Source organism: Streptomyces sp. NPDC059851 (assembly GCF_042732005.1).
GTDB lineage: Bacteria > Actinomycetota > Actinomycetes > Streptomycetales > Streptomycetaceae > Streptomyces.
Map to the genome: position 1 here is coordinate 1 of NZ_JBHWJJ010000129.1, position 24665 is coordinate 24665.

Genomic DNA, 24665 nt, shown 5'->3' on the forward strand with positions numbered 1-24665 from the left:
GGGCCCGAACTGGCCCACGGTCGGCCGGGATTCCTTCGTACGCACTAACTATTTGGGGCGCCCCCCGGGGGGGGGGGCCGCCCTTCGGCCTGTCCGCGGCCAGTTCGGGCCCCTGAGGGCCCCTCAGGGGCCTCAGGGGCCCCAAGGGCCTCGGACGGTCAAGTCGTCGGACGGATCAGGTCAGACGAGGTCGCCGCCGGGGAGCTCGACCTTGGCCCCCAGCTCGACGAGCTTCTCCATGAAGTTCTCGTAGCCGCGGTTGATGAGGTCGATGCCGTGGACCCGCGAGGTGCCCTCGGCCGCCAGCGCCGCGATCAGGTACGAGAACCCGCCGCGCAGGTCGGGGATGACCAGGTCGGCGCCCTGCAGCTTGGTGGGACCGGAGACGACCGCCGAGTGCAGGAAGTTGCGCTGGCCGAAGCGGCAGGCGGAGCCGCCCAGGCACTCGCGGTACAGCTGGATGTGCGCGCCCATCTGGTTGAGGGCGGAGGTGAACCCGAGGCGGGACTCGTAGACCGTCTCGTGGACGATCGACAGGCCGGTGGCCTGGGTCAGGGCCACCACCAGCGGCTGCTGCCAGTCGGTCTGGAAGCCGGGGTGCACGTCCGTCTCCAGGGCGATCGCGTTGAGCGGGCCGCCCGGGTGCCAGAAGCGGATGCCCTCGTCGTCGATCTCGAAGGCGCCGCCGACCTTCCGGTACGTGTTCAGGAAGGTCATCATCGAGCGCTGCTGGGCGCCGCGCACGTAGATGTTGCCGCCGGTCGCCAGGGCCGCGGAGGCCCACGAGGCGGCTTCGAGGCGGTCCGGGAGCGCCTTGTGGTTGTAGCCGCCGAGGCGGTCGACACCGGTGATCCGAATGGTCCGGTCGGTGTCCATGGAGATGATCGCGCCCATCTTCTGCAGGACGCAGATGAGGTCCTCGATCTCGGGCTCGACCGCGGCGTTGCTCAGCTCGGTGACGCCCTCGGCCAGGACGGCCGTGAGCAGCACCTGCTCGGTCGAGCCGACCGAGGGGTACGGCAGGCGGATCTTGCAACCGCGCAGCCGCTGCGGGGCCTCCAGGTACTGGCCGCCTTCGCGCTTCTCGATGGTCGCGCCGAACTGGCGCAGCACGTCGAAGTGGAAGTCGATCGGCCGGCCGCCGATGTCGCAGCCGCCCAGGCCCGGGATGAAGGCGTGGCCGAGGCGGTGCAGCAGCGGGCCGCAGAAGAGGATCGGGATGCGGGACGAGCCCGCGTGGGCGTCGATGTCGGCGACGTTCGCGCTCTCGACGTGCGTCGGGTCGAGCACCAGCTCGCCGGGCTCCTCGCCGGGGCGAACGGTCACCCCGTGGAGCTGGAGCAGGCCGCGGACGACCCGCACGTCGCGGATGTCGGGAACGTTGCGGAGCCGGCTGGGCTCGCTGCCGAGCAGAGCGGCGACCATGGCCTTGGGCACGAGGTTCTTCGCACCGCGGACACGGATCTCGCCCTCGAGCGGGGTACCGCCGTGGACAAGCAGGACATCGTCTGTGCCGGTCATGAATCTCGCGTTCCGGAAGGGGTCCTCCCGGCATGGCCGGGGGAGATGGGCAGGGGCCAGGGAAAAGGGTAAGGGGCAGTGCCCCCCTGTTCGTAAGGCCGACGCGGCCGGATGGGCGTCATGAAACGGCCACAACACCCTCCGTGCCCACCCGCTGGCGGAGCGTCGCATTCCGCCGGTTCCGGAACCCGTGACGTCCCCCTCCCCGGAAGTTCCCGGGCCCGGACCGCGGTCCGGTTCCGGGGCCGCAGGGCCGGTGCGCGCTCCTTCTTGCTGCCGTGCGCCCGGCCCGCCCGGCACCGGATCGGAGATCCGGCTCCCCCCGAAGGGCGAATGTGCGAGATCATGTCGGCATGACCGAGGTGTCCTCCCTCACAGGGCGGCTGCTCGTGGCCACCCCCGCCCTCGCGGATCCGAACTTCGACCGCGCGGTGGTGCTGCTGCTCGACCACGACGAGCAGGGCTCGCTCGGCGTGGTCCTCAACCGGCCCACCCCCGTCGTGGTCGGCGACATCCTCCTGCCCTGGGCGGCCCTCGCCGGCGATCCCGGGGTCGTCTTCCAGGGCGGCCCGGTCGGCCTGGACTCGGCGCTCGGGATCGCGGTCATCCCGGGTGACGAGGGGCCGCTCGGATGGCGCCGGGTGCACGGGGCGATCGGCCTCGTCGACCTGGAGGCTCCGCCGGAGCTGCTGGCCCCGGCGCTCGGATCGCTGCGGATCTTCGCCGGCTACTCCGGATGGGGGCCCGGCCAGCTGGAGGACGAGCTCGGCGACGGCGCCTGGTACGTCGTGGAGTCGGAGCCGGGTGACATCTCCTTCCCCGACCCCGCCGGGCTGTGGCGGGCGGTGCTGCGCCGGCAGCGCAGCGAGCTCGCGATGGTCGCCACGTATCCCGACGACCCGTCGCTGAACTGACCCGCGCGCGGATCGGTACCCTGGCTTGCATGAGCACTCTTGAGCCCGAGCGCGGGACTGGTACGGGGACCCTCGTAGAGCCGACGCCGCAGGTGTCCCACGGCGACGGCGACCACGAGCGCTTCGCCCACTACGTCCAGAAGGACAAGATCATGGCGAGCGCACTCGACGGGACCCCCGTCGTGGCGCTCTGCGGCAAGGTGTGGGTGCCGGGCCGGGACCCGAAGAAGTACCCGGTCTGTCCCATGTGCAAGGAGATCTACGACTCCATGGGCTCCGGCGGGGACAAGGACAAGGGCGGCAAGGACAAGTAGTCGCTGGCCGCAGTCGCTGGCCGCAGTCACGGCCGCAGCCGCCGGCCTCCGTGGTCCGGTCGCCCGTCCGGCCTTCGAGGGCCGGTCCGGCCCCGATCCGGATCCGGCTCGGCGGAACCGGGGCCCCCGGGGCACGCACGCGCGTATCCGGGGGCCTTCGCGCGTACTAGGGTCGGCGGCGTCACGAGCGCCCCGCGCCCCGTGTGCCGCGCAGGGCGCGACTCAGCGCTGCTGCGAAGGGCCGCCGCATGGACCTGATCCCCGCACCCCGCACCGCCGATCTGCGCGAGGACGCGCCCCCCTACGTGTTCGGGCCCCGACCCGCACTCACCGCAGGACCGGGCACCGGGGGCACGGCCCGCTGGCTGCGCCGCGAACTGGGCGCCGCCACCGGCTGGGACCTGCTGCCGACCGAACCGGACCGCGGCGTCGGTGACGGTGGGGGTGAGGGCTCCGGCGGTGTTGCGGGCTCCGGTGACGGCTCCGGCGGCGGGGCGGGCGGCATCCGGCTGCGCATCGACGAGGGGCTCACCGCGCGCCTCGGACCCGAGGGGTACGTGCTCACCGTCGACGGCTCCGGAGCGGATCTCGCCGGCGCCTCCCCGGCGGGCGTCTTCTGGGCCGCCCAGACCCTGCGCCAGCTGCTCGGCCCGGACGCGTACCGGCGGGCCGCGCCGCTCGGCGCCGCCGGGCGGGTGTGGAGCCTGCCCCGCGGGACCGTGGAGGACGCCCCCCGCTTCGGGTGGCGCGGCATGCTGCTGGACGTGGCCCGGCACTTCACGCCGAAGAGCGGCGTCCTGCGCTGGCTCGACCTGCTGGCCGCCCACAAGCTCAACGTGCTGCACCTGCACCTGACCGACGACCAGGGCTGGCGCATCGAGATCGCACGCCACCCGCGCCTCACCGAGGTCGGCTCCTGGCGCCCGCGCAGCCGCTGGGGCCACCGCGCCTCGCCGCTGTGGAACGACACACCCCACGGCGGCTTCTACACCCGGGACGACATCCGCGAGATCGTCGCCTACGCCGCCGAACGGCACGTCCGGCTGGTCCCGGAGATCGACGTACCGGGTCATTCGCAGGCGGCCATCGCCGCGTACCCCGAACTGGGGAACACCGACGTCGTCGACACCGCCGCGCTGGGCGTGTGGGACGACTGGGGGATCAGCGAGAACGTCCTCGCGCCGACCGAGGCCGTACTGCGCTTCTACGAGGGCGTGTTCGAGGAGCTGCTGGAGCTGTTCCCCGCGGAGGTCTCCCCGTTCGTGCACGTGGGCGGCGACGAGTGTCCCAAGGCGCAGTGGAGGGCCTCGCCCGCCGCACAGCAGCGGATCCGCGAGCTGGGCGTGGACGGCGAGGACGGGCTGCAGTCGTGGTTCGTCCGGCACTTCGACCGCTGGCTGGCGCAGCGCGGGCGGCGGCTGATCGGCTGGGACGAGATCCTGGAGGGCGGGCTCGCGCCCGGAGCTGCGGTCTCCTCGTGGCGCGGCTACGCGGGCGGGATCGCCGCCGCCGAGGCGGGACACGACGTCGTGATGTGCCCCGAGCAGCACGTGTACCTGGACCACCGTCAGGCGGCGGGCCCCGACGAGCCGGTGCCGATCGGGTACGTCCGCACATGGGAGGACGTGTACCGGTTCGAGCCGGTGCCGCCGAAGCTGTCGGGGGCGGCCGCGGAGCGGGTCCTCGGCGCCCAGGCCAACGTGTGGACCGAGGTGATGGAGCACCAGGGCCGCGTCGACTACCAGGTGTTCCCACGGCTCGCGGCCTTCGCCGAGGTGGTGTGGTCGGCGCTGCCGGTACCGGACGAGCGGGACCACGCCGGCTTCGGGGCCCGGATGGCCGGGCACCGGCGCCGCCTTGACGTGCTGGGCGTCGAGTACCGGCCGCCCGGCGGGCCGTTGCCGTGGCAACGCAGGCCCGGGGTGCTCGGACGTCCGATCGAAGGGGAGCCGCCGAACGTGTGAGTCGGGGTGGCGGGCGGGGCGCGCGGACCGGCCCGCCGCCCGCCGCGCGCCCCTGTGGCCGCGGAGCGCGCGCGGGGCCGTACGGGTCTCCCGGAGTGGGCTCCCGCCCCGGCCCGGGGGCGGTCCGGAGCGCATTCGGAATCCTCGGGAATTCTCCGGAGATCTCTGGAACTCCTGGGGATTCCGGGGCGTCCTACGTGCTTGGGGGTCGTTGGGAACTCTTGCTCGATCCATGCGTACGGGGTGCACTTCGGAGCGAAGCGCTGCAACCGTGGTGAACCGCTGCGCAATACGGGATTCGGTTGATTCGCCTGATACGGACGATTCGGCTGATACGGGTGAATCCGGACGGTCGGGAGCTCGAAGGGGCGCCCGACGGACCCTCGCGCCGGGTGGTGGGGAAGATGTGCCAGAGTTGCCACGTCCCGGCGGTGAGCACGTACCGTACGGCGGACAGGCGTGAGCGCCGGGACCGGGACATCGGGAAGGGGCAGCTGGGTTGACCACGCACGCACCGCACACACCGCAGGCGGCGCAGACCGTGACGCTGCCGGCCTCGCTCGACGAGGCCGTGGCGGCACTCGCCGCCATGCCCGCCGCCGTGCCCGTGGCCGGCGGCACCGACCTCATGGCCGCCGTCAACGCCGGACTGCTACGGCCGGCCGGCCTGGTGAGCCTGGGCCGGATCAACGAGATCCGCGGCTGGCAGTACCAGGAGGACGGCCACGCCCTGCTCGGCGCCGGCCTCACCCACGCCCGGATGGGCCGCCCCGACTTCGCCGCGCTGATGCCGGCGCTGGCCGCCGCCGCGCGGGCCGCCGGGCCGCCGCAGATCCGCAACGCCGGCACCCTCGGCGGGAACATCGCGAGCGCCGCGCCGACGGGCGACACCCTGCCCGTGCTGGCCGCGCTGGAGGCCACCGTCATCATCGTCGGCCCGATCGGGCAGCGCGAGATCCCGGTCTCGTACCTGCTGGCCGGCCGCGAGATGCTGCGACCCGGCGAGCTGATCGGCTTCGTGCGGGTGCCGCTGCTGCACGCCCCGCAGGTGTTCCTCAAGGCCACCGGGCGTACCGGCCCGGGGCGCGCCGTGGCGTCCGTGGGGCTCGTACTGGATCCAGCGCGCCGGGGTGTGCGCTGTGCGGTCGGCGCGGTCGCCCCGATGCCGCTGCGGCCGCTGGAGGCCGAGCAGTGGGTGGCCTCGCTGATCGACTGGGACGGGGAGCGGAACCTGGCCCCCGAGGCGCTGGAGGCCTTCGGTGACTACGTCGCCGCCGCCTGCGTCCCCGACCAGGGGGAACCGGTTGCTCCCGGTGTACTGCATCTGCGGCGGACGGTGGCCGTGCTGGCGCGCAGGGCCCTGGGGAGGGCGCTGACCTCATGAGTGGGAACGAGAACGTGAGCGGAACGACGGGGGACACGGGCGGCCAGGCCGCCCCGGCGTGGGGCTGGCAGCCGGTGCCGCAGAGCGGCGAGTTCAACGACGCCGCCGACGCAACGGCCTTCGTGAGCCTGCCGCCGGACATGCTGGACGCCCTCGGCAAGGGGGAGCCGCTGGCCGCGCCCGGGCACGGGTACGTCCCGCCACCGATGATCGTCCCGCTGGGTTCCGCCGGTACGGATCCGGCGACGACGGGGACGTGGACGATCCCGGCGCAGTGGCCGGACGCCGGCGGCCACCCGGCCGAGGCGTCCGCCGCGGTGGCCGGTGCGGCGGGTGTCCCCGGTGCGGCGGGTGTCCCCGGTGCGGCGGGCGGTGCTCCGGCGGCCCCGGTCGGCGGGCCGATCCCGGCGTCGATCCCGATCCCGGCCGCGGTCGCGGCGGAGTTCGCGGACGCCGTGCCGGGCCAGGAGCAGGCCGGCCCCGAGGGCGGCGAAGATCCCGGCGAGACGGCGGAGTGGCACTTCCCCGATGCGCTGCGGGCGGAGGAGCCGGTGACCACCGGCCAGTGGACCCTGCCGGAACTCCACGACCAGACGGGCGAGTTCCGGACCGGCGCGCCGCCGACCGCCGACTGGAGCCAGGCCCCGGCGACCCTGCCGGGCGGCGCCCCCGCCCCGTGGGCGGCGCAGCCCGGCTTCGAGAGCGTGCAGGCGGACGCCCCGCTGAGCTCGGGCGTGCTCCCGGACGACCGGTCGGACAACGGCCCGGGCACGTCCGGCGCCGGCCAGCGGCTCCTCGGCGGCCCCGGCGTCGGCGTTCCCGGCCGCGGCCCGCGCGTGCTGGGCGGCCCGGGTGTGGGCACCCCGCTCCCGGAGGGCGAGCCGGCGCACCCCGCCCCGTACGACATCGAGGCCGCGCACGCCCCCGCGGCGGCTGCGGCCGGCCTGCAGGTGCCCGCAGACGCGTACGCGCGCGCACACGAGCAGCACGACCACGGCCAGCACGACCACGGCCAGCAGGACCACGGCCAGTACGGCCAGGTCCGCTACGAGCCCGAGCACGCACCCGAGCACGGGCAGGGGCACGGGCACACGCTCGGCCACGGCGTCGCCTTCGGCGACGGGCAGGGGCACGGGCACACGCTCGGCCACGGGATCGCCTTCGGCGACGTGCACGGCCCCGGGCAGCCCGAGCAGGCGCAGCCCGCCGGCGTTCCCGCCGACGTGTCGGCGGAGGCGCCGACCGAGGCGCCCGGACTGCACACGGGCGCCGAGCACGAGAACCACCACGCGGCGCCGTCCGAGGCGCAGCCGGCCGACGCGCCGGGGGAGTACGTGGTCGCGGGCGGCCCCGCGGGGCCGGCCGGGCAGGCGGGGGCGAGCGGCCACGGCTTCCCGGTATCCGGTCACGGCGCCGGTCCGGAGGAGGGGGCGGAGCAGGACCCGCCGCAGCCCCAGCCCGGTCAGCAGTCGCAGGCGCAGTCCGTTGCGGTGCCGGGCGGCCACGGCCACGGTCCGGCGGCCGGGGCCGGCCACGAGCCGGGGCACGAGCCCGGCCGGGCAGCCCGCCCGGCGGACGAGCACGACCTCACGGGATCCGCGCACGGCGCCCCGGCGGAGCCGGCCGGGGTGGACGGGCACGGCTTCGCCGGAGCCGCCGCGGGGCCCCCGGGCGGAGCCGCGGCCGGGGCGGTGCCGGGTACGGACTCCGCGGACGGTGCCGTGCCACCGCCGGATGCGAGCATCGGGGAAGGGATCCCGCTCGCGGGGCCCTCGTACGAGGAAGAGCAGGCGGCCGCCGCGGCCGTCGCCCATCACGAGCACCCGATGGCTTCGTACGTGCTGCGCGTCAACGGCGCCGACCGGCCGGTCACCGGCGCGTGGATCGGCGAGTCGCTGCTGTACGTGCTGCGCGAGCGCCTCGGCCTGGCGGGCGCCAAGGACGGCTGCTCGCAGGGCGAGTGCGGGGCCTGCGCCGTGCAGGTCGACGGGCGGCTCGTGGCGTCCTGCCTGGTCCCGGCCGCGACGGCCGCGGGCAGCGAGGTCCGTACGGTCGAGGGGCTCGCGAGCGGCGGGGAACTCTCGGACGTGCAGCAGGCGTTGTGCAGGTCGGGTGCGGTGCAGTGCGGGTTCTGCGTGCCGGGTATGGCGATGACCATCCACGACCTGCTGGAGGGCAACCACGCCCCCAGCGACCTGGAGACCCGCCAGGCACTGTGCGGGAACCTGTGCCGCTGCTCCGGCTACAAGGGCGTCCTGGAGGCGGTCCGCGAGGTCGTCGCCGAGCGCGCGGAGGCCGAAGCGGCAGCGGCCGAGGGCGGCGCGGCCGAGGCCCCGCGCATCCCGCACCAGGCACAGCCCGGCGAGGGCGGGATCCACCACAACGGAGGCATGGCGTGAGCGGGCAGGACGCAGCCACGGCGACGGCGACGACGACCGTCACGGTCACCACGAGCGTTGCGGGCGGCGCCGCGGGCGCCGGCGGCGCGGCCGAAACCGCGGAGCCGACGGTTCCGCGCGGTATCGGCGCCTCCGTGCCCGCCGCCGACGCGCGCGCCAAGACCGAGGGCACCTTCCCCTACGCCGCCGACCTGTGGGCCGAGGGGCTGCTGTGGGCCGCCGTGCTGCGGTCCCCGCACGCCCACGCCCGGATCCTGTCCATCGACACCTCCGCCGCCGCCGAGATGCCCGGCGTCCGCGCGGTCGTCACGCACGCCGACGTCCCCGGCGCGACCACGCACGGCCGCCGGATCGCCGACCGGCCGGTGTTCGCGCACGACGTCGTACGGCACCACGGCGAGCCGATCGCCGCCGTCGCCGCCGACCACCCCGACACGGCGCGGCTCGCGGCCGCCGCCATCACCGTCGAGTACGAGCTCCTCGACGCGGTCACCGACCCCGAGCAGTCCTTCGGCGCCCCGCCGCTGCACCCCGACGGCAACCTGATCCGGCACATCCCGCTCCGCTACGGCGACCCGGAGGCCACGGGCGAGGTGGTCGTCGAGGGCCTGTACCGGATCGGGCGGCAGGACCCGGCGCCCATCGGCGCCGAGGCCGGGCTCGCCGTCCCCCGCCCCGACGGCGGCGTCGAGATCTACACCGCCTCCACCGACCCGCACCTGGACCGCGACCTGGCCGCGGCCTGCTTCGGCCTCGAACCGGACCGCGTCCGTGTCGTCGTCACCGGCGTGCCCGGCGCGACGGCCGACCGCGAGGACGCCGCCTTCCAGCTCCCCCTCGGCCTGCTGGCCCTGCGGACGGGCTGCCCGGTGAAGCTGGCCGCCACCCGCGAGGAGTCCTTCCTCGGTCACACCCACCGCCACCCCACGCTGCTGCGCTACCGGCACCACGCCGACGCGGAGGGCCGCCTCGTCAAGGTGGAGGCGCAGATCCTGATGGACGCGGGCGCGTACGCGGACGCCTCCGCCGAATCCCTCGCCGCGGCCGTCGCGTTCGCCTGCGGCCCGTACGTGGTGCCGCACGCCTTCGTGGAGGGCTGGGCGGTCCGTACGAACAACCCCCCGTCGGGCCACGTGCGCGGCGAGGGTGCCATGCAGGTCTGCGCCGCGTACGAGGGCCAGATGGACAAGCTGGCCGCGGCCCTCGGCATCGACGGCGCGGAACTGCGCATGCGCAACGTCCTGGCCACCGGCGACCTGCTGCCCACCGGCCAGACGGTGACCTGCCCGGCCCCGGTGGCGGAACTCCTCCGCGCGGTCCGCGACTTCGAGCTGCCTTCGCTGCCGAAGGACGCCCCGGAGGAGGAGTGGCTGCTGCCGGGCGGACCGGACGGCGCGGGCGAGCCGGGCGCCGTGCGGCGCGGCGTCGGGTACGGCGTCGGCATGGTCCACATGCTCGGCGCGGAGGGCGCGGACGAGGTCTCCACGGCCACGGTGAAGGTCGTCAACGGAGTGGCGACGGTCATTTGCGCGGCCGTCGACACCGGCCAGGGCTTCGCCACCCTCGCCCGCCAGATCGTCCAGGAGGTCCTGGGCGTGGAGCAGGTGGTGACCGCCCCGGTCGACACGGACCAGCCGCCGGCGGGCCCGTCGGCGCACGGCCGGCACACCTGGGTGTCGGGCGGCGCGGTGGAGCGCGCAGCGAAGATGGTCCGCACCCAGCTCCTCCAGCCGATGGCCCACAACCTCGGCATGTCCACGGAGCTGCTGCAGATCCAGGACGGCCGCATCACCTCGTACGACGGCGCCTTCTCGATGTCGGTGGCCGAGGCGATGATCGGCAAGGAACTCTGGGCGACGGCCCAGTGCCGCCCGCACCCGACGGAGCCGCTGAACGGCGACGGGCAGGGCGACGCCTTCGTAGGCCTGGCGTTCTGCGCGATCCGCGCGGTGGTGGACGTGGACATCGAGCTCGGCACGGTGCGCGTGGTGGAGCTGGCGGTGGCCCAGGACGTCGGCCGGATCCTCAACCCGGCGCAACTGGCGGCCCGTATCGAGGCGGGCGTCACGCAGGGCGTGGGCGCGGCCCTCACGGAGAACCTCCGCACGGCGGCGGGCCTGGTCCGCCACCCCGACCTGACGGGTTACGCGCTGCCGACGTCGCTCGACGCCCCGGCGGTCCGGATCGTGAAGCTGGTCGAAGAGCGCGACGTGGTCGCCCCGTTCGGCGCGAAGGCGGCGAGCGCGGTCCCGGTGGTGACGGCCCCGGCGGCCGTGGCATCGGCAGTCAGGGCGGCCACGGGCCGCCCCGTGAACAGGCTCCCGATCAGGCCCTCCGCGGCGGTGGTGGCGGCCAACTCGTAGCCGTGTGACCCGCATTGCACGTGCAACCCTGAGGTTGGGACTGTCGTTGCCGATCGCTAGAGTGATCGAGTAGGACTGTTCCTGCATGCGTGTGAACGCAAGCGAACGGGGAACGGGGAGCGGCGTCGCAGGCCGCGAACCGAACGGGGACAACGGGGATGCGGGAGGCCGCCGTGGCAGAGAACAATCAGTCGGGCCTGGCGTGGCTGCTGGGGGGCGGTTCGGCCAACGAGGCAGCAGCCGCGATCCGCGCACAGGCCCAGGCCCTTGCGGTCGACTACGAGACGCTGACCGGCTACAAGAAGAAGGTCGACGACCTTCTGACGAAGCTGAAGGGCTCGGAAGCGTATGACAAGAAGCTGGCGGACGGCACCCTCCCCGAGGGCACCCTCGGCAAGGGCTTCGCCGAGGCGGAAGCGCTCTTCAAGACGTACAACACGGTCCACGAGCAGCTCGAAAACCTCTCCAAGGGCCTGGCCGCGCAGATCGAGGGACTGGGCATCGCCATCCTGACGTCCGGTAAGGGCTTCGAGGGCGTCGACGAAGAGACGAAGCGCCGTATGCACTCCATCGTCGTCCAGGCGAAGGAGGACTACGTCCGGGAGCGGGATCCGCTCGTGAAGCAGCAGAAGGACGCCGAGCACGGGGCAGCGGGCGAGGCGAACAAGCCGAAGGGCAAGATCTGATGGCGACGAACTTCGAGGGTTTCACACACCAGCAGCTGCTGGCGATGGTCGCTTCGATCGACTCTGAGACGGTCAAGTCCCGCGCGACGCAGCTGACCACCGCGACGACCACGATCAGGGAGATCGGCAACGCCCTCAAGACGACCAAGGTCACGGGCTGGGAAGGCACGGCAGCCCAGGCCTTCGCGAACTGGGCGGACCAGGCAGGCAGCGCGACGCTGCGCCTGGCTGACCTCAGCGAGGCGGGCGGCAAGTGGATGACCGAAGCCGCTCAGATCATGGTCGAGGTCAAGAAGAACATCCCGCCGTACGACCAGTCGGCAGCCGACAACCTCAAGGCCTCCAAGGACTACCGTAACGACCCGGACGCCCAGCAGATGGGCCGAGAGGCCTGGTCGAAGCTGAGCGGCGACCACCAGAAGGCCGTGGACGCGCTGACGAAGCTGGCCGGGGCGTACGAGCAGTCGGCGACGCAGATCGGCAAGGTGGAGATCCCTACGTTCCCGCCGCCGCCGGGGCCGTTTCAGCCGAAGGGCGTGGACGGTAGCCAGGATGTCGGGCGCCCTGGAGGCGGATACGGGGGTACTTCGGGTTCGGCTGGGGTCGCGTACACGCCGGCGTCGCCGCCTGGTAGCGGCCCGTACAGCGACTCCGGTGACTCCGGCGGAGGCTTGGGCCGACCGGATATCAACCGGCCGCCGACGACCGGGCCTGCACCGGTCGTCCCGGATCGCGATGTGGACGTGGACCTTGACAACGTCGCCGTCCTGCCGGACAAGACCGTTCCGCCGGTTACCACTCCGCCCAACATTCCGTCACCCGGTCCTGGCGGCCCCACTCCGGTCGGTCCCGTACCGCCGGTCGCGTTTCCGCCCCTCGGTGGGGGGCCGACGCTGCCCGGTGGCGGTGGCCCCGTCAGCAAGCTTCCGCCCGTCCCCTCTCCTCCGGCTTCCGGTGGCAAGATCGGGGGAGTGCCCCCGCTGCCGCGTGACACCGGCATCGTCGGTGGCCGTCAGGTGACCGTGGGCGGCCCTACACCAGGCATCCCGCGCGGAACGGTTATCGGCACGGAAGGCCCGATGGGCGGTGGCCGCACCGGAGGCGGTGTCGGCGGCATGCATCCCGGAATGGGTGGCCCCCAGGTCGGTGGCCCGGGCGGTTCCGCGACAGGGCGTCGACTGGCCATGGAGCCGGGGGGTGTCGTCGCTGGGCGCCAGCCCGGCATGATCGGCCGAACCCCCATTGGGGGGCAGCCGTTCACGCAGGGCGGTGCGGGTCTCGTCCGCAAAGAGGCCGGCATCGGTTCGGCTCGCGGTCCTGTGGGCCACCTTGGTGCGGGCGTGCATGCTTCGGGGAACCGGCGCGATCAGCAGACCGGCGAGCGCCCGGACTACCTGTCTGAAGACGATGAGACTTGGCGGAGCAACGGCCGCGTTGTTCCGCCAGTGATCGACTGAGCAGAACGGACATTGCACGAGATGCGCATGCGCAAGGCGGCCTCGGCCCTGTTGGGCCTCCTCCTGGCCGGGGTTGCTGCGACCCCGGCTCACGCCGAGACCATCCGGTCCAAGCAATGGCATCTCGACGCCATGAAGGCCGACGACATCTGGAAGGTCAGCACGGGCAAGGGCATCACTGTCGCCGTCATCGACAGTGGCGTCGACCGCATCCCCGAGCTTGAAGGTCAAGTCCTTCCAGGTAAGGACTATGCGACACAGAACTCGGGAGACGAGCGCACCGACTACGACAAGCATGGCACCACCATGGCTGCACTGATCGCCGCCACGGGCAAGCATCCGAGCGGTGACGGAGCGTTTGGTCTTGCTCCCGGTGCCAAGATCCTTCCGATCCGCGTGCCGCACGAGTTCAACAAGACGAGCCCGATCTGGACTGAGGCGATCAGGTATGCAGCGGACTCCGATGCCAAGATCATCAACATCTCTATGGCTACCGAACAGGATGATCCTGGGCGGCTCGAAGCAGTGAAGTACGCCTTGTCCAAGGGAAAGTTGATTTTTGCCGGCGTGGGCAACGACGGCAACACCCTGAATACGGTGATGTACCCCGCGGCGACGCCTGGTGTCGTGGGCGTCGGCGCCGTGGGTCCGGACGGCGTTGCGACCAAGGAGTCGCAGCATGGTCCGCAGGTCGACATCTCTGCCCCCGGTATAGACATCGTGACGGCGTGCGGAGGCAAGACCGGCCTCTGCAAGAACCATGGCACCAGTGACGCCACGGCTCTGACCTCCGCCTCAGCAGCGCTGCTCTGGTCCGCCCATCCGGAGTGGACGAACAACCAGGTGCTCCGTGTGCTCCTGAACACAGCGGGCAAGGCCGATGACGGCAAGGAGCGGAACGACTACCTGGGCTATGGCATCGTCCGGCCGAAGATCGCGCTGCCCACCCCCGGCGACCCGGGTCCCGCGGACGTCTACCCGCTCCCGGACCTCGCCGCCGCGGATGCGAAGAACTCGCCTGCCCCGCCGGCCGGCGGCGACGGCAAGAAGCCGCAGTCCGGTGCGTCCGCGTCCGGAGCCGAGGCCAAGGCGTCCGACGGCGGCGGCAGCAACATGACCTGGATCGCGCTCGGGCTCGGGGCCTGCGTGCTCGTCGGCGGCGCGGTCACGGCGGTCGTCATGCGGCGCAGGAGCGGCTGACGCCGAAGGCCGTCCGGGGTGCGCCTGCCCTGGACGGCCTTCGGGAGAAGCCGTGACCGGAATCGAACCGGCGTAACTCGCTTTGCAGGCGAGTCCCTCAACCACTCGGGCACACGGCCTTGTTCGGCTTCGGACACGACCGTACGGGCGCGGTGCGCCCCCGGGAAGGGATTCCCCCGGGGGTGCAACGAGACCGCCATGCCGTGTTCACAGTGCACCCCCGGCCTAGGTCCTGCGGATGAGGGAGGTTCCGTCTGACGGACAGGGGCAAAACCGGGGTGTGCCGCTTACGCTGAAGCGATGAGCGCCCTTGAGCCCCGTCTCTCGCAGACCAGTACACCCGTCCCGCCCCCTCCCCGGGGCGGGATTCTCGGGTCCGCGTACCGGACGCTCAGCATCGGGATGATCTCCTGCATCTTCCTGATCGCCTTCGAGGCCACGGCGGTCGGTACCGCCATGCCCGTCGCCGCGCGCGAGCTGGACGGGATCGGGGTCTACGCCTTCGCGTTCTCCGCGTACTTCACCACCAGTCTCTTCGGGATGGTCCTGTCGGGGCAGTGGTGCGACCGACGGGGGCCGCTGCGGGCGTTGACCGGGGGGATCGGGGCCTTCGCCGCCGGGCTGGTCCTCTCCGGGACTGCGACGGCCATGTGGGTGTTCGTGCTGGGCCGGGCGGTGCAGGGCTTCGGCGGCGGGCTGGTCATCGTCGCCCTGTACGTGGTGGTGAGCCGGGCGTACGAGGAGCGGCTGCGGCCCGCGATCATGGCGGCCTTCGCCGCGGGTTGGGTGGTTCCGTCGATCGTCGGGCCGCTGGCCGCCGGGACGGTGACCGAGCACCTCGGCTGGCGGTGGGTGTTCCTCGGGATCCCGGTGCTGGTGGTCGTCCCGCTGGCGGTGGCCTTGCCCGCGATACGCCGGTCCGCGTCCGGGCCCGTCGATCCGGACGCGCCGCCCGCCGCGTTCGACCGGCGTCGGATCCGGCTGGCGTTCGGGATCTCCCTCGGGGCGGGCCTGCTGCAGTACGCCGCCCAGGACCTGCGGTGGTGGTCGCTGCTCCCGGGGGCCTTGGGGGCGGGCCTGCTGGTGCCCGCCGTGCTCGGGCTGCTGCCCCGCGGGACGTACCTGGCGCGGCGCGGGTTGCCGGCGGTCGTGCTGCTGCGCGGGGTCGCGGCGGGCTCGTTCATCGCGGCCGAGAGCTTCGTGCCGCTGATGCTGGTCACGCAGCGCGGGCTGAGCCCGACGCTGGCCGGGTTCTCGCTGGCGCTGGGCGGGCTGACCTGGGCGGGCGGGTCGTGGATCCAGTCCACGGGCCGGGTGGCGCCGTACCGGGAGCGGCTGATGGTGCTGGGGATGGTGCTGGTGGCCTTCGCCATCGCCGCCGCACCGGCGGTGCTGGTGCCGTGGGTGCCGGTGTGGTCGCTGGCCCTGACCTGGGGCGTCGGCTGTCTCGGCATGGGGTTGGTGATCGGTTCGACGAGCGTGTTGCTGCTGAAGCTGTCGGCGCCGGAGGAGGCGGGGGCGAACTCGGCCGCGCTGCAGATCTCCGACGCGCTGGCGAACGTGGTGCTGTTGGCCGCGGGCGGGGCCGCGTTCGCCGCGCTGGGAGGGGGCTCGGTGGGGGCCGCCGCCCACGCGGCCGGGGGGACGGCCGGCGCCGCTGCCTCGCACCCCGCCGCCTTCGTGGTCGTCTTCCTGCCGATGGCCGCGGTCGCGCTGGTCGGCGCCTGGGTCGCCACCCGCCTGCACGAGCGCCCGGCGGCGGAAATCGGCTGATCGGCCGTCTCCCCGTCGCTACGCTGCGTGCATGAACGAGCTGATCATCCGGCTCTCCGCCGCAGAGTACGCGGAGCTCGCCGACCTCGCCGACGCCACCGGCTCCACGCCCGCGGAGCACGCCCTCACCGCCGTACGGGAGCACCTGCGCCGGGAGCGCGAGCAGGTCGGCGCTGTCGCGGCTCGATTGGCGCAGCGGCACGCACCCCTGCTGAAGCGGCTCGGCGAGTGAGCGCGCCCCGCACGGGAGAGCCCGTGCACGACACCCGCCACCTCACCCTCGCCGAGGTGCTCGACCTCGCCCGGCACGCCTGCCTGGCCCGGGACCAGCCCGTCGAGCTGCGCGCCCCCGGCCTGCTGGAGTCGGCGGTGCACCGGCCGCGGGCCCGCATGCTCGGTACCCCGGCCTACTCGGACCCGTACGAGCAGGCCGCCGCGCTGCTCCACGGCATCGCGACGAACCACCCCCTGGTCGACGGGAACAAGCGCACCGCCTGGCTCGCGGCGGCGACCTTCCTCGCCCTGAACGGGGTCGACCTCGCGGACGTCGACCAGGACGCCGCGTACGAGCTGGTCGTCGACGTGGCCTCCGGCGGCGGGGGCGAGGTGCCGGTGATCGCTTCCCGGCTGCGGGAGTTGCGGCCGGTGTGACACTCGCCGCACCGCCCGAGGTCACGGGCCTGTCCCTCCGCGAGGGGTGGTCGGGCCCCGGTAGGGTGGCCCGGTTGTCCTTCGAACGACCGCCGCCGAGAGCCCGAACCGGAGACCGTGACTACTACCGCCTCCCACCACCTCTCACCCGCCTTCCCCGGCCGTGCGCCGTGGGGTACCGCCAGCAAGCTGCGTGCCTGGCAGCAGGGCGCGCTGGACAAGTACATCCAGACCCAGCCGCGTGACTTCCTCGCCGTCGCCACCCCCGGCGCCGGCAAGACCACCTTCGCGCTGACCCTCGCCTCCTGGCTGCTGCACCACCACGTGGTGCAGCAGGTGACCGTGGTCGCGCCGACCGAGCACCTGAAGAAGCAGTGGGCGGAGGCCGCCGCCCGCATAGGCATCCGGCTCGACCCCGAGTATTCGGCGGGCCCGCTGAGCCGCGAGTACCACGGGGTCGCCGTCACCTATGCCGGTGTCGGCGTCCGCCCGATGCTGCACCGCAACCGGTGCGAGCAGCGCAAGACCCTCGTGATCCTCGACGAGATCCACCACGCCGGCGACTCGAAGTCCTGGGGCGAGGCCTGCCTGGAGGCCTTCGACCCGGCTACCCGCCGCCTGGCCCTGACCGGCACCCCGTTCCGCTCCGACACCAACCCGATCCCCTTCGTCACGTACGAGGAGGGCAACGACGGGATCCGCCGCTCGTCCGCCGACTACACGTACGGCTACGGCAACGCGCTCGGCGACGGCGTCGTGCGGCCGGTCATCTTCCTCTCCTACAGCGGCAACATGCGCTGGCGCACCAAGGCCGGCGACGAGATCGCCGCCAAGCTCGGCGAGCCGATGACCAAGGACGCGATCAGCCAGGCCTGGCGGACCGCGCTCGACCCGCGCGGCGACTGGATGCCGAACGTGCTGCGCGCCGCCGACCAGCGGCTGACCGAGGTCCGCAAGGGCATCCCGGACGCGGGCGGTCTCGTCATCGCCGCCGACCAGGACGCGGCCCGGGCGTACGCCAAGCTGATCCGCGAGATCACCGGCACCAAGCCCACCCTGGTGCTCTCCGACGACGCGGGCGCCTCGAAGAACATCGACACCTTCAGCGGGAACACCGACCGGTGGATGGTCGCGGTCCGCATGGTGTCGGAGGGCGTCGACGTGCCCCGCCTCGCGGTGGGCGTGTACGCGACGACCATCTCGACCCCGCTGTTCTTCGCGCAGGCCGTCGGCCGTTTCGTGCGTTCGCGCAGGCGCGGCGAGACCGCGTCCGTGTTCCTTCCGACGATCCCGTACCTGCTCGGCTTCGCCAACGAGATGGAGGTCGAGCGCGACCACGTCCTGGACCGGCCGAAGAAGGCGGGGGAGGACGCCGACCCGTACGCCGAGTCCGAGAAGGAGATGGCGGAGGCCAACCGGCAGGAGGACGAGGACACCGGCGAGGACGAGCAGATGTCCTTCGAGGCGCTGGAGTCGGACGCCGTCTTCGACCGCGTGCTGTACGACGGCGCCGAGTTCGGCATGCAGGCGCACCCGGGAAGCGAGGAGGAGCAGGACTACCTCGGCATCCCGGGCCTGCTGGAGCCGGACCAGGTGCAGCTGCTGCTGCAGAAGCGGCAGTCGCGGCAGATCGCGCACAGCCGGCGCAGGCCGGACACGGAGGCCGACCTGCTGGAGCTGCCGGCGGAGCGCCGGCCGGTGGTCTCGCACAAGGAGCTGCTGGAGCTGCGCAGGTCGCTGAACACGATGGTGGGGGCGTACGTCCACCAGAGCGGCAAGCCGCACGGCGTGATCCACACCGAGCTGCGGCGGGTGTGCGGCGGTCCGCCGAGCGCGGAGGCGACGGCGGGGCAACTGCAGGAGCGGATCAAGAAGGTCCAGGAGTGGGCCACCCGCATGCGCTGACGGCGGCGTCGTCTCCGACGGTGTGGACGGTGTCGGGCGGGCCCGCGGTGTGGAGCATCGTACGGGCCCGCCCCGCTTAGGAATTGACGGTTCCGGTGAGCGGGGGCGACGGTTGGCACCTCTGCCGGTACTGGTGTGAAGGCACAGGCGTATTGGGGCGCACGGGAGCGCGCATCGGCGCGTTCCGCGCTCCTGAACCGGCACAAAAGGCCCGTCCGCGCCCGGATTCTGGACGAGGACTTCCGCTGAGCGGACCTGCTCGCTACTGTCCCCGCATCGAACGCCCCGTGGCAGCGCCGCCGCGGGAGCGCAGCCGGTGCCATGGCCGCAACCGGCGGCCTCTCCGTGCGTGTCGCCGTGGGACCGGCGCCGCTCCACCCCGAGAGTCACCGCCGCTCACCACGAGGGAGAGGCTTCGTGACCGCGGAAACCTCACAGACTCTCGACCGAGGTCTCAGAGTCCTCAAGCTGCTCGCCGACACCGACCACGGTCTGACCGTCACCGAGCTCTCCAACCGTCTCGGCGTCAACCGCACCGTGGTCTACCGCCTGTTGGCCACCCTGGAGCAGCACGCCCTGGTCCGCCGCGACCTCGGCGGCCGGGCCCGCGTCGGGCTCGGCGTGCTGCGGCTGGGCCGGCAGGTCCACCCGCTGGTGCGCGAGGCGGCGCTGCCCGCGCTGCGCGCCCTCGCCGAGGACATAGGGGCCACCGCGCACCTGACCCTCGTCGACGGGACCGAGGCCCTCGCGGTGGCCGTCGTGGAGCCCACCTGGACCGACTACCACGTGGCCTACCGGGCCGGGTTCCGTCACCCGCTGGACCGCGGGGCCGCCGGCCGGGCCATCATGGCCGCCCGCCAGGGCACCCTCATCGAGCCCGGGTACACGCTGACCCACGGGGAACTCGAAGCCGGTGCGAGCGGCGCCGCCGCCCCGCTCGTGGGGATCAGCGGGCTGGAGGGCAGCGTCGGCGTGGTCATGCTGTCCGACGCCGTGCCCGAGCGGGTGGGGCCGCGGGTCGTGGACGCGGCCCGCGAGGTCGCCGACGCACTGCGCTGACCCGCTCGGCGGGCCCGTACGAAGCCTGCCGGGGGCCGGTGCGAAGCCTGCCGGGGCCCTGTGGGACACCGGCCTCCGGCCGCGTACGACGCCCCGACCGGCCGCGTCCCGGCCGCCGGGGCGCGGCCGGGTCCGGGCCGCCCGATAGATTGACCGCGTGCTCTCCCACCTCTCACGTCTGTCGCGTCCCGCCGCCCTGGCCGTCTGCGCCGTGCCCGTGCTCGGCCTGTTCGCCGTGGCGGCCTTCGCACCGCTGCCCTTCGTGATCGCCGAGCCCGGGCTCACGGCGGACGTCCTCGGCGCCCACGAGGGCGAGCCGGTCATCGTCATCACCGGCGCCCCGACCCGGCCGACCAAGGGCGAGCTGCGCATGACCACGATCCAGGCCACCGGGCCGTCGACGACCGTGCGCCTGCCGCAGCTCCTCGACGACTGGTTCGACAGCAGCCGCTCGGTCATGCCCAAGGACGTCGTCTACCCCTCGGGCGGGAGCGACGAGGAGATCGAGAAGCACAACCTGGAGCAGATGACCGCGTCCCAGCAGGACGCCACCCGGGCCGCCCTCGGCTTCCTGAAGAAGGACCCGAAGGACGTGAAGGTCGACCTCAACCTCGCCGACGTCGGCGGCCCCAGCGCCGGCCTGCTGTTCTCCCTCGGCATCGTCGACAAGCTCGACGGAGACGGCAGCGGCGGCGACCTCACCGGCGGCCGCACCGTCGCCGGCACCGGCACCATCACCGAGGACGGCAAGGTCGGCGCGGTCGGCGGCGTGGCCCTGAAGACGCAGGCCGCCCACCGCGACGGGGCGAGCGTCTTCCTCGTCCCGGAGGCGGAGTGCTCGGACGCGGCCTCCGAGCTGCCCGAGGGGCTGCAGCTGATCCCGGTCAGCTCCCTGTCGGACGCGGTGAACGCGCTGCGCGCGCTGAACCGGGGGGAGCCGGCTCCGTCCTGCTGACCCGCTCCCGCTCCATCGACCGCCAGGACGGGAAGACCAGCGGGGCGAGCGTCGTCAGCAGGTAGGTCCCGCCGAACACCAGCAGCGCCCGGACCGTCCCGAACCCGTCGACGAGCAGGCCCGCGGCGAGCCCGCCCAGCGGCATCGTCAGCTCGCAGCCGGCGGTGGTCACGCCCGCGACGCGGCTGCGCAGCCCGTCGGGGACCTTCTCGTACATCAGGGTGGTCAGGATCGGGTTGAGCATGCCCGCGCCCAGCCCGGCCAGCGCCAGCGTCACCGCGAGCGGCAGCGTGGTGTCGGTGAGGGCCGCCACCGCGTACCGGGGTGCCCCGGAGACCAGGAACGCGGCGGCGAACACCGCCCGCCGCGGGAACCGCTCGCCCCACGCCCCGTACAGCAGGGCGCCCAGCAGTGCGGAGCCGCCGAAGAGGGAGACGAGCATGCCGAGCGCGGCGGCGCCGCCGAGGGCGTCGCGGCCGTGCACGGGGAGCAGCACCGAGGACCAGCCCTGGTCCAGGCCGTTGGTCATCATCACCATCACGGTGACGCCCAGCAGCAGCCGAGAGCGGGCCAGGAAGGCCCAACCCTCTGCCAGTTCGGCCCGGTAGTGGGCGAACGAGACCTTCTCCGCGCCCCGTTGCGGCTCGGCCGCCGGAACGCCCCGCAGGAACACGGCGACCAGCAGCGCGGACAGGGCGAAGGTCGCCGCGTCCACGAGCAGGACGGCCTCGGTGCCGAGCACCGCGATGAGGACGCCGGCCGCCGCCGCCCCGAGCATGCGGGCGCCGCGGTGGACCGCGTCGTACAGGCTCGCGGCCCGGGCCACCGTGGTGCCGGCGTGCGCGGCGAGGTCGGGCAGGAGGACGTGGCGGGCGGTCAGGCCGGGGGTGTGCACGAGGCCGCTGACGGCCATCAGCGCGCACAGCATCCAGAACTCCAGCAGGCCCGCGTAGTGCAGCAGGGGGATCGCGCCGACCGCCAGCGCGCAGACGGCGTCGGAGGCCGCGGAGACCCGGCGCCGGCCGACCCGGTCGATGACCGGGCCTCCGGCGAGGGCCGCGACGACCACCGGCAGGGTGGCGCAGAAGGCGACGACCCCGGCGCGGCCGGCGCTGCCGGTGGTCTGCAGCACGAACAGCGGGACACCGATGAGGGTGAGGGAACTCCCCGCCGTGGAGATGGTGTTGGCGACGAGGACGGCGGCGAAGGGGCGGCGGCTCATCCGACGGCCCCGGCGTGGACGCGGCCGGGCTGCATCAGCCGGTTCCCCGCGCGGACCAGGGCCTCGCCGAGCCGGTTGCGCAGGGCGCTGACCGGGGTGGGGTCGGCGGGGCGGGCGAGGCTCCCGGCGGCGGCCTCGGCGGCCAGTTCGGCGGTACGGGCGGCGTGGGCCGGCAGGGCGGTCCCGGCCTGGATGTCGGCGCGGGTGAAGGCGTGCATGGCAGGACTCTCCTTCTGCGTGAGGAAGGCGGTGGAAGGCATGGCTGACCGGCGCGCGACCTGCCGCGTGCAGGTGCGCGGTGCGCGGTGCGGGAGTGCTGCGTGCTGTGTCGTCGTGCGGGGCGGTGCTGGCGGCGGCTACTTGCTGCCGCTGCCGCTGCTGCGGCGCGGGAAGGCGTGGGCGTGGAAGCGGACCGTCTCGGTCGTCTCGTCCTGCGGCGCGTCGCTGTAGCTGTTGATCAGGTCGTGGATCCGGTGGATGAGTTCGAGGCTCTGCCCGGGCGTCAGGCGCAGGGAGAAGTCGCTGATGTCCGAGCTGCGGCGCCACTCCTGGGGCCAGGCGTGGGCGTTGCCGAGCCAGGTGCTCAGCTCCTGCGTGTGGATCGTCGCGATCTCGTGCAGGAAGAGGTCGGCCGCTCCGCGCGTGGTCGGGTCCTCGTCGTAGATGAGCTGCTCGTCGAAGACCGTGCCGTCGTGGGCGGCCCGCCACCAGCGTTCGCGACCCTTCCCGTGTCCGGGCGCGTCCTCGACGAACCCGTGCGCGGCGAGTTGGCGCAGGTGGTAGCTGGTGGCGCCGCTGGACTCGCCGAACCGCGCCGCGAGCTGCGACGCGGTGGCCGGGCCGTCCTGGCGCAGCGCGCCCAGCAGGCGGATGCGCAGGGGGTGGGCGAGGCCCCGCAGGGAGCGGGCGTCGAGCGTGCGGTTGTTGGGTTCCGGGTTCTCCGGGGCTTCCGGCTTTTCGGGCATGCCTCAAGCGTAGGCATGCAAAGAAATCTATGCAATGGTTTCTTTGCAACCTTTCCTTTGGAGGGCCTGCCCGGATCCGGTTCCCCGCTCAGCCCTCCTGGGCCGCCTGCTCCACGAGCGGGATGACCCGCAGCGGCACCGGGTTCTCCATCACGATGGCCGTGGAGGCCCGCACGATCCCGTCGAAGCCGACGACCCGGTCGATCACCCGCTGCAGATCGGCGTTGGAGCGCGCCACCAGCCGGCACAGCATGTCCCCGTGCCCGGTCGTCGTGTGCAGCTCCAGCACCTCCGGCACCCCGCTCAGGTGCGCCCTGACGTCCGCGCCCTGACCCTGCTTGATCTCCAGCGTGGCGAACGCGGTCACCGGGTACCCGAGGGCGGCCGGGTCGACCTGTGGTCCGAAACCGCGGATCACCCCGTGCGACTGCAGCCGGTCCAGCCGGGCCTGCACCGTGCCGCGCGCCACCCCGAGCCGGCGCGAGGCCTCCAGCACCCCTATGCGCGGCTCGCGGGCGAGCAGGACGATGAGGCGACCGTCGAGTTCGTCGATTCCCATAGCTGTGGCTCCAGGCTGCTCAGAGGTGGTCATACTGCACAGATGTTTCAACAATGTTGCTGCCAAGCTGGGCAATTTGTACAGCAGAACATGAAACTATTGCGCAGCTTGTGGATCGGCGGGACTCTGCGCTCATGACTGAGACCCTCGAAACCACCCCGCACACCGCGCGTGAGGCCGACCCCTTCCCGGTGAAGGGCATGGACGCGGTCGTCTTCGCCGTCGGCAACGCCAAGCAGGCCGCGCACTACTACTCGACCGCGTTCGGCATGAAGCTGGTGGCCTACTCCGGCCCGGAGAACGGCGTCCGCGAGACGGCGAGCTACGTCCTGACCAACGGCTCCGCCCGCTTCGTCATGACCTCGGTCATCAAGCCGAGCACGGACCACGGCCGTTTCCTCGCCGAGCACGTCGCCGCGCACGGCGACGGCGTCATCGACCTCGCCATCGAGGTCCCGGACGTCCGGGCCGCGTACGCGTACGCCGTCGAGCAGGGCGCCCGCGGCCTCGACGAGCCGTACGAGGTGTCCGACGAGCACGGCACGGTCGTGCTCGCCGCCATCGCCACCTACGGCCAGACCCGCCACACCCTGGTCGAGCGCAAGAACTACAGCGGCCCCTACCTGCCGGGCTTCGTCGCCGTCGACCCGATGGTCGAGCCGCCGGCCAAGCGCACCTTCCAGGCCATCGACCACTGCGTGGGCAACGTCGAGCTCGGCCGGATGGACGAGTGGGTCGGCTTCTACAACAAGGTCATGGGCTTCACGAACATGAAGGAGTTCGTGGGCGACGACATCGCGACCGAGTACTCGGCGCTGATGTCGAAGGTCGTCGCGGACGGCACCCTGAAGGTGAAGTTCCCGATCAACGAGCCGGCGATCGCGAAGAAGAAGTCGCAGATCGACGAGTACCTGGAGTTCTACGGCGGCGCGGGCGTCCAGCACATCGCGCTCGCCTCGAACGACATCGTCGCGACCGTCCGCTCGATGCGGGCGGCGGGCGTGCAGTTCCTCGACACCCCGGACTCGTACTACGACACCCTCGGCGAGTGGGTCGGCGAGACCCGCGTGCCGATCGACACCCTGCGCGAGCTGAAGATCCTCGCCGACCGCGACGAGGACGGCTACCTGCTCCAGATCTTCACCAAGCCGGTGCAGGACCGCCCGACCGTCTTCTTCGAGATCATCGAGCGCCACGGCTCGATGGGCTTCGGCAAGGGCAACTTCAAGGCCCTGTTCGAGGCGATCGAGCGCGAGCAGGCCAAGCGCGGCAACCTCTGACGACCGCGGGGACGGACCCGCGGCGCCCCGGCCGGCCCCGTCCGGCCCGGGCCCCGGATCCACCCACGGCACGGGCCCCCCGCCCGCGGGCGGG

General features: G+C 73.1%; 21 protein-coding genes and 1 tRNA gene. 16 read left to right on the forward strand and 6 right to left on the reverse strand.

The genetic code is table 11. The features are described from left to right. Nucleotides 1-180 precede the first annotated feature (180 nt). Nucleotides 181-1521 (reverse strand): UDP-N-acetylglucosamine 1-carboxyvinyltransferase, encoded by a 1341-nt coding sequence (murA, locus tag ACFV7Q_RS31125; RefSeq protein ID WP_366862565.1) that lies wholly within the window; start codon nt 1519-1521, stop codon nt 181-183. Nucleotides 1522-1874: 353 nt separating this feature from the next. Between murA and ACFV7Q_RS31130 the strand changes: the two genes are divergently transcribed. From ACFV7Q_RS31130 to mycP, 9 genes are all read left to right on the forward strand, one after another. Then, the gene (locus ACFV7Q_RS31130; protein ID WP_385433513.1) at nt 1875-2435 is read left to right on the forward strand and encodes a YqgE/AlgH family protein; all 561 of its coding nucleotides are present in this window, start codon (nt 1875-1877) and stop codon (nt 2433-2435) included. 29 nt (nt 2436-2464) lie between these two features. After that, nucleotides 2465-2749 (forward strand): DUF3039 domain-containing protein, encoded by a 285-nt coding sequence (locus ACFV7Q_RS31135; RefSeq protein WP_179173989.1) that lies wholly within the window; start codon nt 2465-2467, stop codon nt 2747-2749. Nucleotides 2750-2997: 248 nt separating this feature from the next. Beyond that, complete coding sequence (locus ACFV7Q_RS31140; RefSeq protein WP_385433515.1) at nt 2998-4713, forward strand: beta-N-acetylhexosaminidase; 1716 nt, start codon at nt 2998-3000, stop codon at nt 4711-4713. Nucleotides 4714-5212: 499 nt separating this feature from the next. Further along, nucleotides 5213-6097, forward strand: coding sequence for an FAD binding domain-containing protein (locus ACFV7Q_RS31145; protein WP_385433517.1), 885 nt, complete (start codon nt 5213-5215; stop codon nt 6095-6097). A 14-nt stretch (nt 6098-6111) separates the two neighbouring features. After that, a complete protein-coding gene (locus ACFV7Q_RS31150) occupies nt 6112-8496 on the forward strand; it encodes a 2Fe-2S iron-sulfur cluster-binding protein (RefSeq protein WP_385433519.1) in 2385 nt (794 codons plus the stop codon). Next, nucleotides 8493-10859 (forward strand): xanthine dehydrogenase family protein molybdopterin-binding subunit, encoded by a 2367-nt coding sequence (locus ACFV7Q_RS31155; protein ID WP_385433521.1) that lies wholly within the window; start codon nt 8493-8495, stop codon nt 10857-10859. The genes ACFV7Q_RS31150 and ACFV7Q_RS31155 overlap by 4 nt, the downstream gene beginning before the upstream one ends. A gap of 173 nt (nt 10860-11032) precedes the next feature. Beyond that, nucleotides 11033-11545: a hypothetical protein gene (locus ACFV7Q_RS31160; protein WP_385433523.1), complete on the forward strand. Its 513-nt coding sequence runs from the start codon at nt 11033-11035 to the stop codon at nt 11543-11545. Beyond that, complete coding sequence (locus tag ACFV7Q_RS31165) at nt 11545-13002, forward strand: WXG100 family type VII secretion target (protein WP_385433525.1); 1458 nt, start codon at nt 11545-11547, stop codon at nt 13000-13002. The genes ACFV7Q_RS31160 and ACFV7Q_RS31165 overlap by 1 nt, the downstream gene beginning before the upstream one ends. Before the next feature lie 21 nt (nt 13003-13023). Then, nucleotides 13024-14202, forward strand: coding sequence for a type VII secretion-associated serine protease mycosin (gene mycP / locus ACFV7Q_RS31170; RefSeq protein WP_385433527.1), 1179 nt, complete (start codon nt 13024-13026; stop codon nt 14200-14202). Between the two features lie 47 nt (nt 14203-14249). On the opposite strand, the gene ACFV7Q_RS31175 is transcribed toward mycP, so the two are convergent. Further along, nucleotides 14250-14321 (reverse strand) — tRNA-Cys (locus ACFV7Q_RS31175). Between the two features lie 181 nt (nt 14322-14502). Here ACFV7Q_RS31175 and ACFV7Q_RS31180 point away from each other — a divergent pair. From ACFV7Q_RS31180 to ACFV7Q_RS31205, 6 genes are all read left to right on the forward strand, one after another. Further along, nucleotides 14503-15975: an MFS transporter gene (locus ACFV7Q_RS31180; protein ID WP_385433529.1), complete on the forward strand. Its 1473-nt coding sequence runs from the start codon at nt 14503-14505 to the stop codon at nt 15973-15975. 31 nt (nt 15976-16006) lie between these two features. Further along, complete coding sequence (locus tag ACFV7Q_RS31185; RefSeq protein WP_385433531.1) at nt 16007-16207, forward strand: hypothetical protein; 201 nt, start codon at nt 16007-16009, stop codon at nt 16205-16207. 23 nt (nt 16208-16230) lie between these two features. Next, on the forward strand, nt 16231-16626 hold the full coding sequence (locus ACFV7Q_RS31190) for a type II toxin-antitoxin system death-on-curing family toxin (RefSeq protein ID WP_385433533.1): 396 nt from the start codon (nt 16231-16233) through the stop codon (nt 16624-16626). Nucleotides 16627-16743: 117 nt separating this feature from the next. Further along, nucleotides 16744-18531, forward strand: coding sequence for a DEAD/DEAH box helicase (locus tag ACFV7Q_RS31195; RefSeq protein WP_385433535.1), 1788 nt, complete (start codon nt 16744-16746; stop codon nt 18529-18531). 417 nt (nt 18532-18948) lie between these two features. Continuing rightward, nucleotides 18949-19590 carry an IclR family transcriptional regulator gene (locus ACFV7Q_RS31200; protein ID WP_385433537.1) on the forward strand — a complete coding sequence of 214 codons (642 nt, stop codon included), beginning with the start codon at nt 18949-18951 and terminating at the stop codon, nt 19588-19590. A 157-nt stretch (nt 19591-19747) separates the two neighbouring features. Beyond that, nucleotides 19748-20545, forward strand: coding sequence for a PDZ domain-containing protein (locus tag ACFV7Q_RS31205; protein ID WP_385433539.1), 798 nt, complete (start codon nt 19748-19750; stop codon nt 20543-20545). On the opposite strand, the gene ACFV7Q_RS31210 is transcribed toward ACFV7Q_RS31205, so the two are convergent. From ACFV7Q_RS31210 to ACFV7Q_RS31225, 4 genes are all read right to left on the reverse strand, one after another. Continuing rightward, nucleotides 20475-21767: an MFS transporter gene (locus tag ACFV7Q_RS31210; RefSeq protein WP_385433541.1), complete on the reverse strand. Its 1293-nt coding sequence runs from the start codon at nt 21765-21767 to the stop codon at nt 20475-20477. The two genes, ACFV7Q_RS31205 and ACFV7Q_RS31210, sit on opposite strands and share 71 nt — an antisense overlap. Further along, nucleotides 21764-21985, reverse strand: a complete 222-nt coding sequence (locus tag ACFV7Q_RS31215) for a hypothetical protein (RefSeq protein ID WP_385433542.1) — start codon at nt 21983-21985, stop codon at nt 21764-21766. The genes ACFV7Q_RS31210 and ACFV7Q_RS31215 overlap by 4 nt, the downstream gene beginning before the upstream one ends. 138 nt (nt 21986-22123) lie before the next feature. Further along, entirely contained in the window at nt 22124-22732 is a 609-nt protein-coding gene (locus tag ACFV7Q_RS31220) for an ArsR/SmtB family transcription factor (RefSeq protein ID WP_385433544.1), read from the reverse strand. Nucleotides 22733-22820: 88 nt separating this feature from the next. Beyond that, the gene (locus ACFV7Q_RS31225) at nt 22821-23291 is read right to left on the reverse strand and encodes an Lrp/AsnC family transcriptional regulator (protein ID WP_385433546.1); all 471 of its coding nucleotides are present in this window, start codon (nt 23289-23291) and stop codon (nt 22821-22823) included. Nucleotides 23292-23425: 134 nt separating this feature from the next. Here ACFV7Q_RS31225 and hppD point away from each other — a divergent pair, with 134 nt between their 5' ends. After that, the gene (hppD, locus tag ACFV7Q_RS31230; RefSeq protein ID WP_385433548.1) at nt 23426-24571 is read left to right on the forward strand and encodes a 4-hydroxyphenylpyruvate dioxygenase; all 1146 of its coding nucleotides are present in this window, start codon (nt 23426-23428) and stop codon (nt 24569-24571) included. Nucleotides 24572-24665: the final 94 nt, after the last annotated feature.

Excerpts from the sequence above, each read along its gene's own strand:
- murA (WP_366862565.1), bottom strand. The coding sequence starts at position 1,521 with ATGACCGGCACAGACGATGTCCTGCTTGTCCACGGCGGTACCCCGCTC.
- ACFV7Q_RS31130 (WP_385433513.1), top strand. The coding sequence starts at position 1,875 with ATGACCGAGGTGTCCTCCCTCACAGGGCGGCTGCTCGTGGCCACCCCC.
- ACFV7Q_RS31135 (WP_179173989.1), top strand. The coding sequence starts at position 2,465 with ATGAGCACTCTTGAGCCCGAGCGCGGGACTGGTACGGGGACCCTCGTA.
- ACFV7Q_RS31140 (WP_385433515.1), top strand. The coding sequence starts at position 2,998 with ATGGACCTGATCCCCGCACCCCGCACCGCCGATCTGCGCGAGGACGCG.
- ACFV7Q_RS31165 (WP_385433525.1), top strand. The coding sequence starts at position 11,545 with ATGGCGACGAACTTCGAGGGTTTCACACACCAGCAGCTGCTGGCGATG.
- mycP (WP_385433527.1), top strand. The coding sequence starts at position 13,024 with ATGCGCATGCGCAAGGCGGCCTCGGCCCTGTTGGGCCTCCTCCTGGCC.
- ACFV7Q_RS31180 (WP_385433529.1), top strand. The coding sequence starts at position 14,503 with ATGAGCGCCCTTGAGCCCCGTCTCTCGCAGACCAGTACACCCGTCCCG.
- ACFV7Q_RS31185 (WP_385433531.1), top strand. The coding sequence starts at position 16,007 with ATGAACGAGCTGATCATCCGGCTCTCCGCCGCAGAGTACGCGGAGCTC.
- ACFV7Q_RS31210 (WP_385433541.1), bottom strand. The coding sequence starts at position 21,767 with ATGAGCCGCCGCCCCTTCGCCGCCGTCCTCGTCGCCAACACCATCTCC.
- ACFV7Q_RS31215 (WP_385433542.1), bottom strand. The coding sequence starts at position 21,985 with ATGCACGCCTTCACCCGCGCCGACATCCAGGCCGGGACCGCCCTGCCG.
- ACFV7Q_RS31220 (WP_385433544.1), bottom strand. The coding sequence starts at position 22,732 with ATGCCCGAAAAGCCGGAAGCCCCGGAGAACCCGGAACCCAACAACCGC.
- ACFV7Q_RS31225 (WP_385433546.1), bottom strand. The coding sequence starts at position 23,291 with ATGGGAATCGACGAACTCGACGGTCGCCTCATCGTCCTGCTCGCCCGC.
- hppD (WP_385433548.1), top strand. The coding sequence starts at position 23,426 with ATGACTGAGACCCTCGAAACCACCCCGCACACCGCGCGTGAGGCCGAC.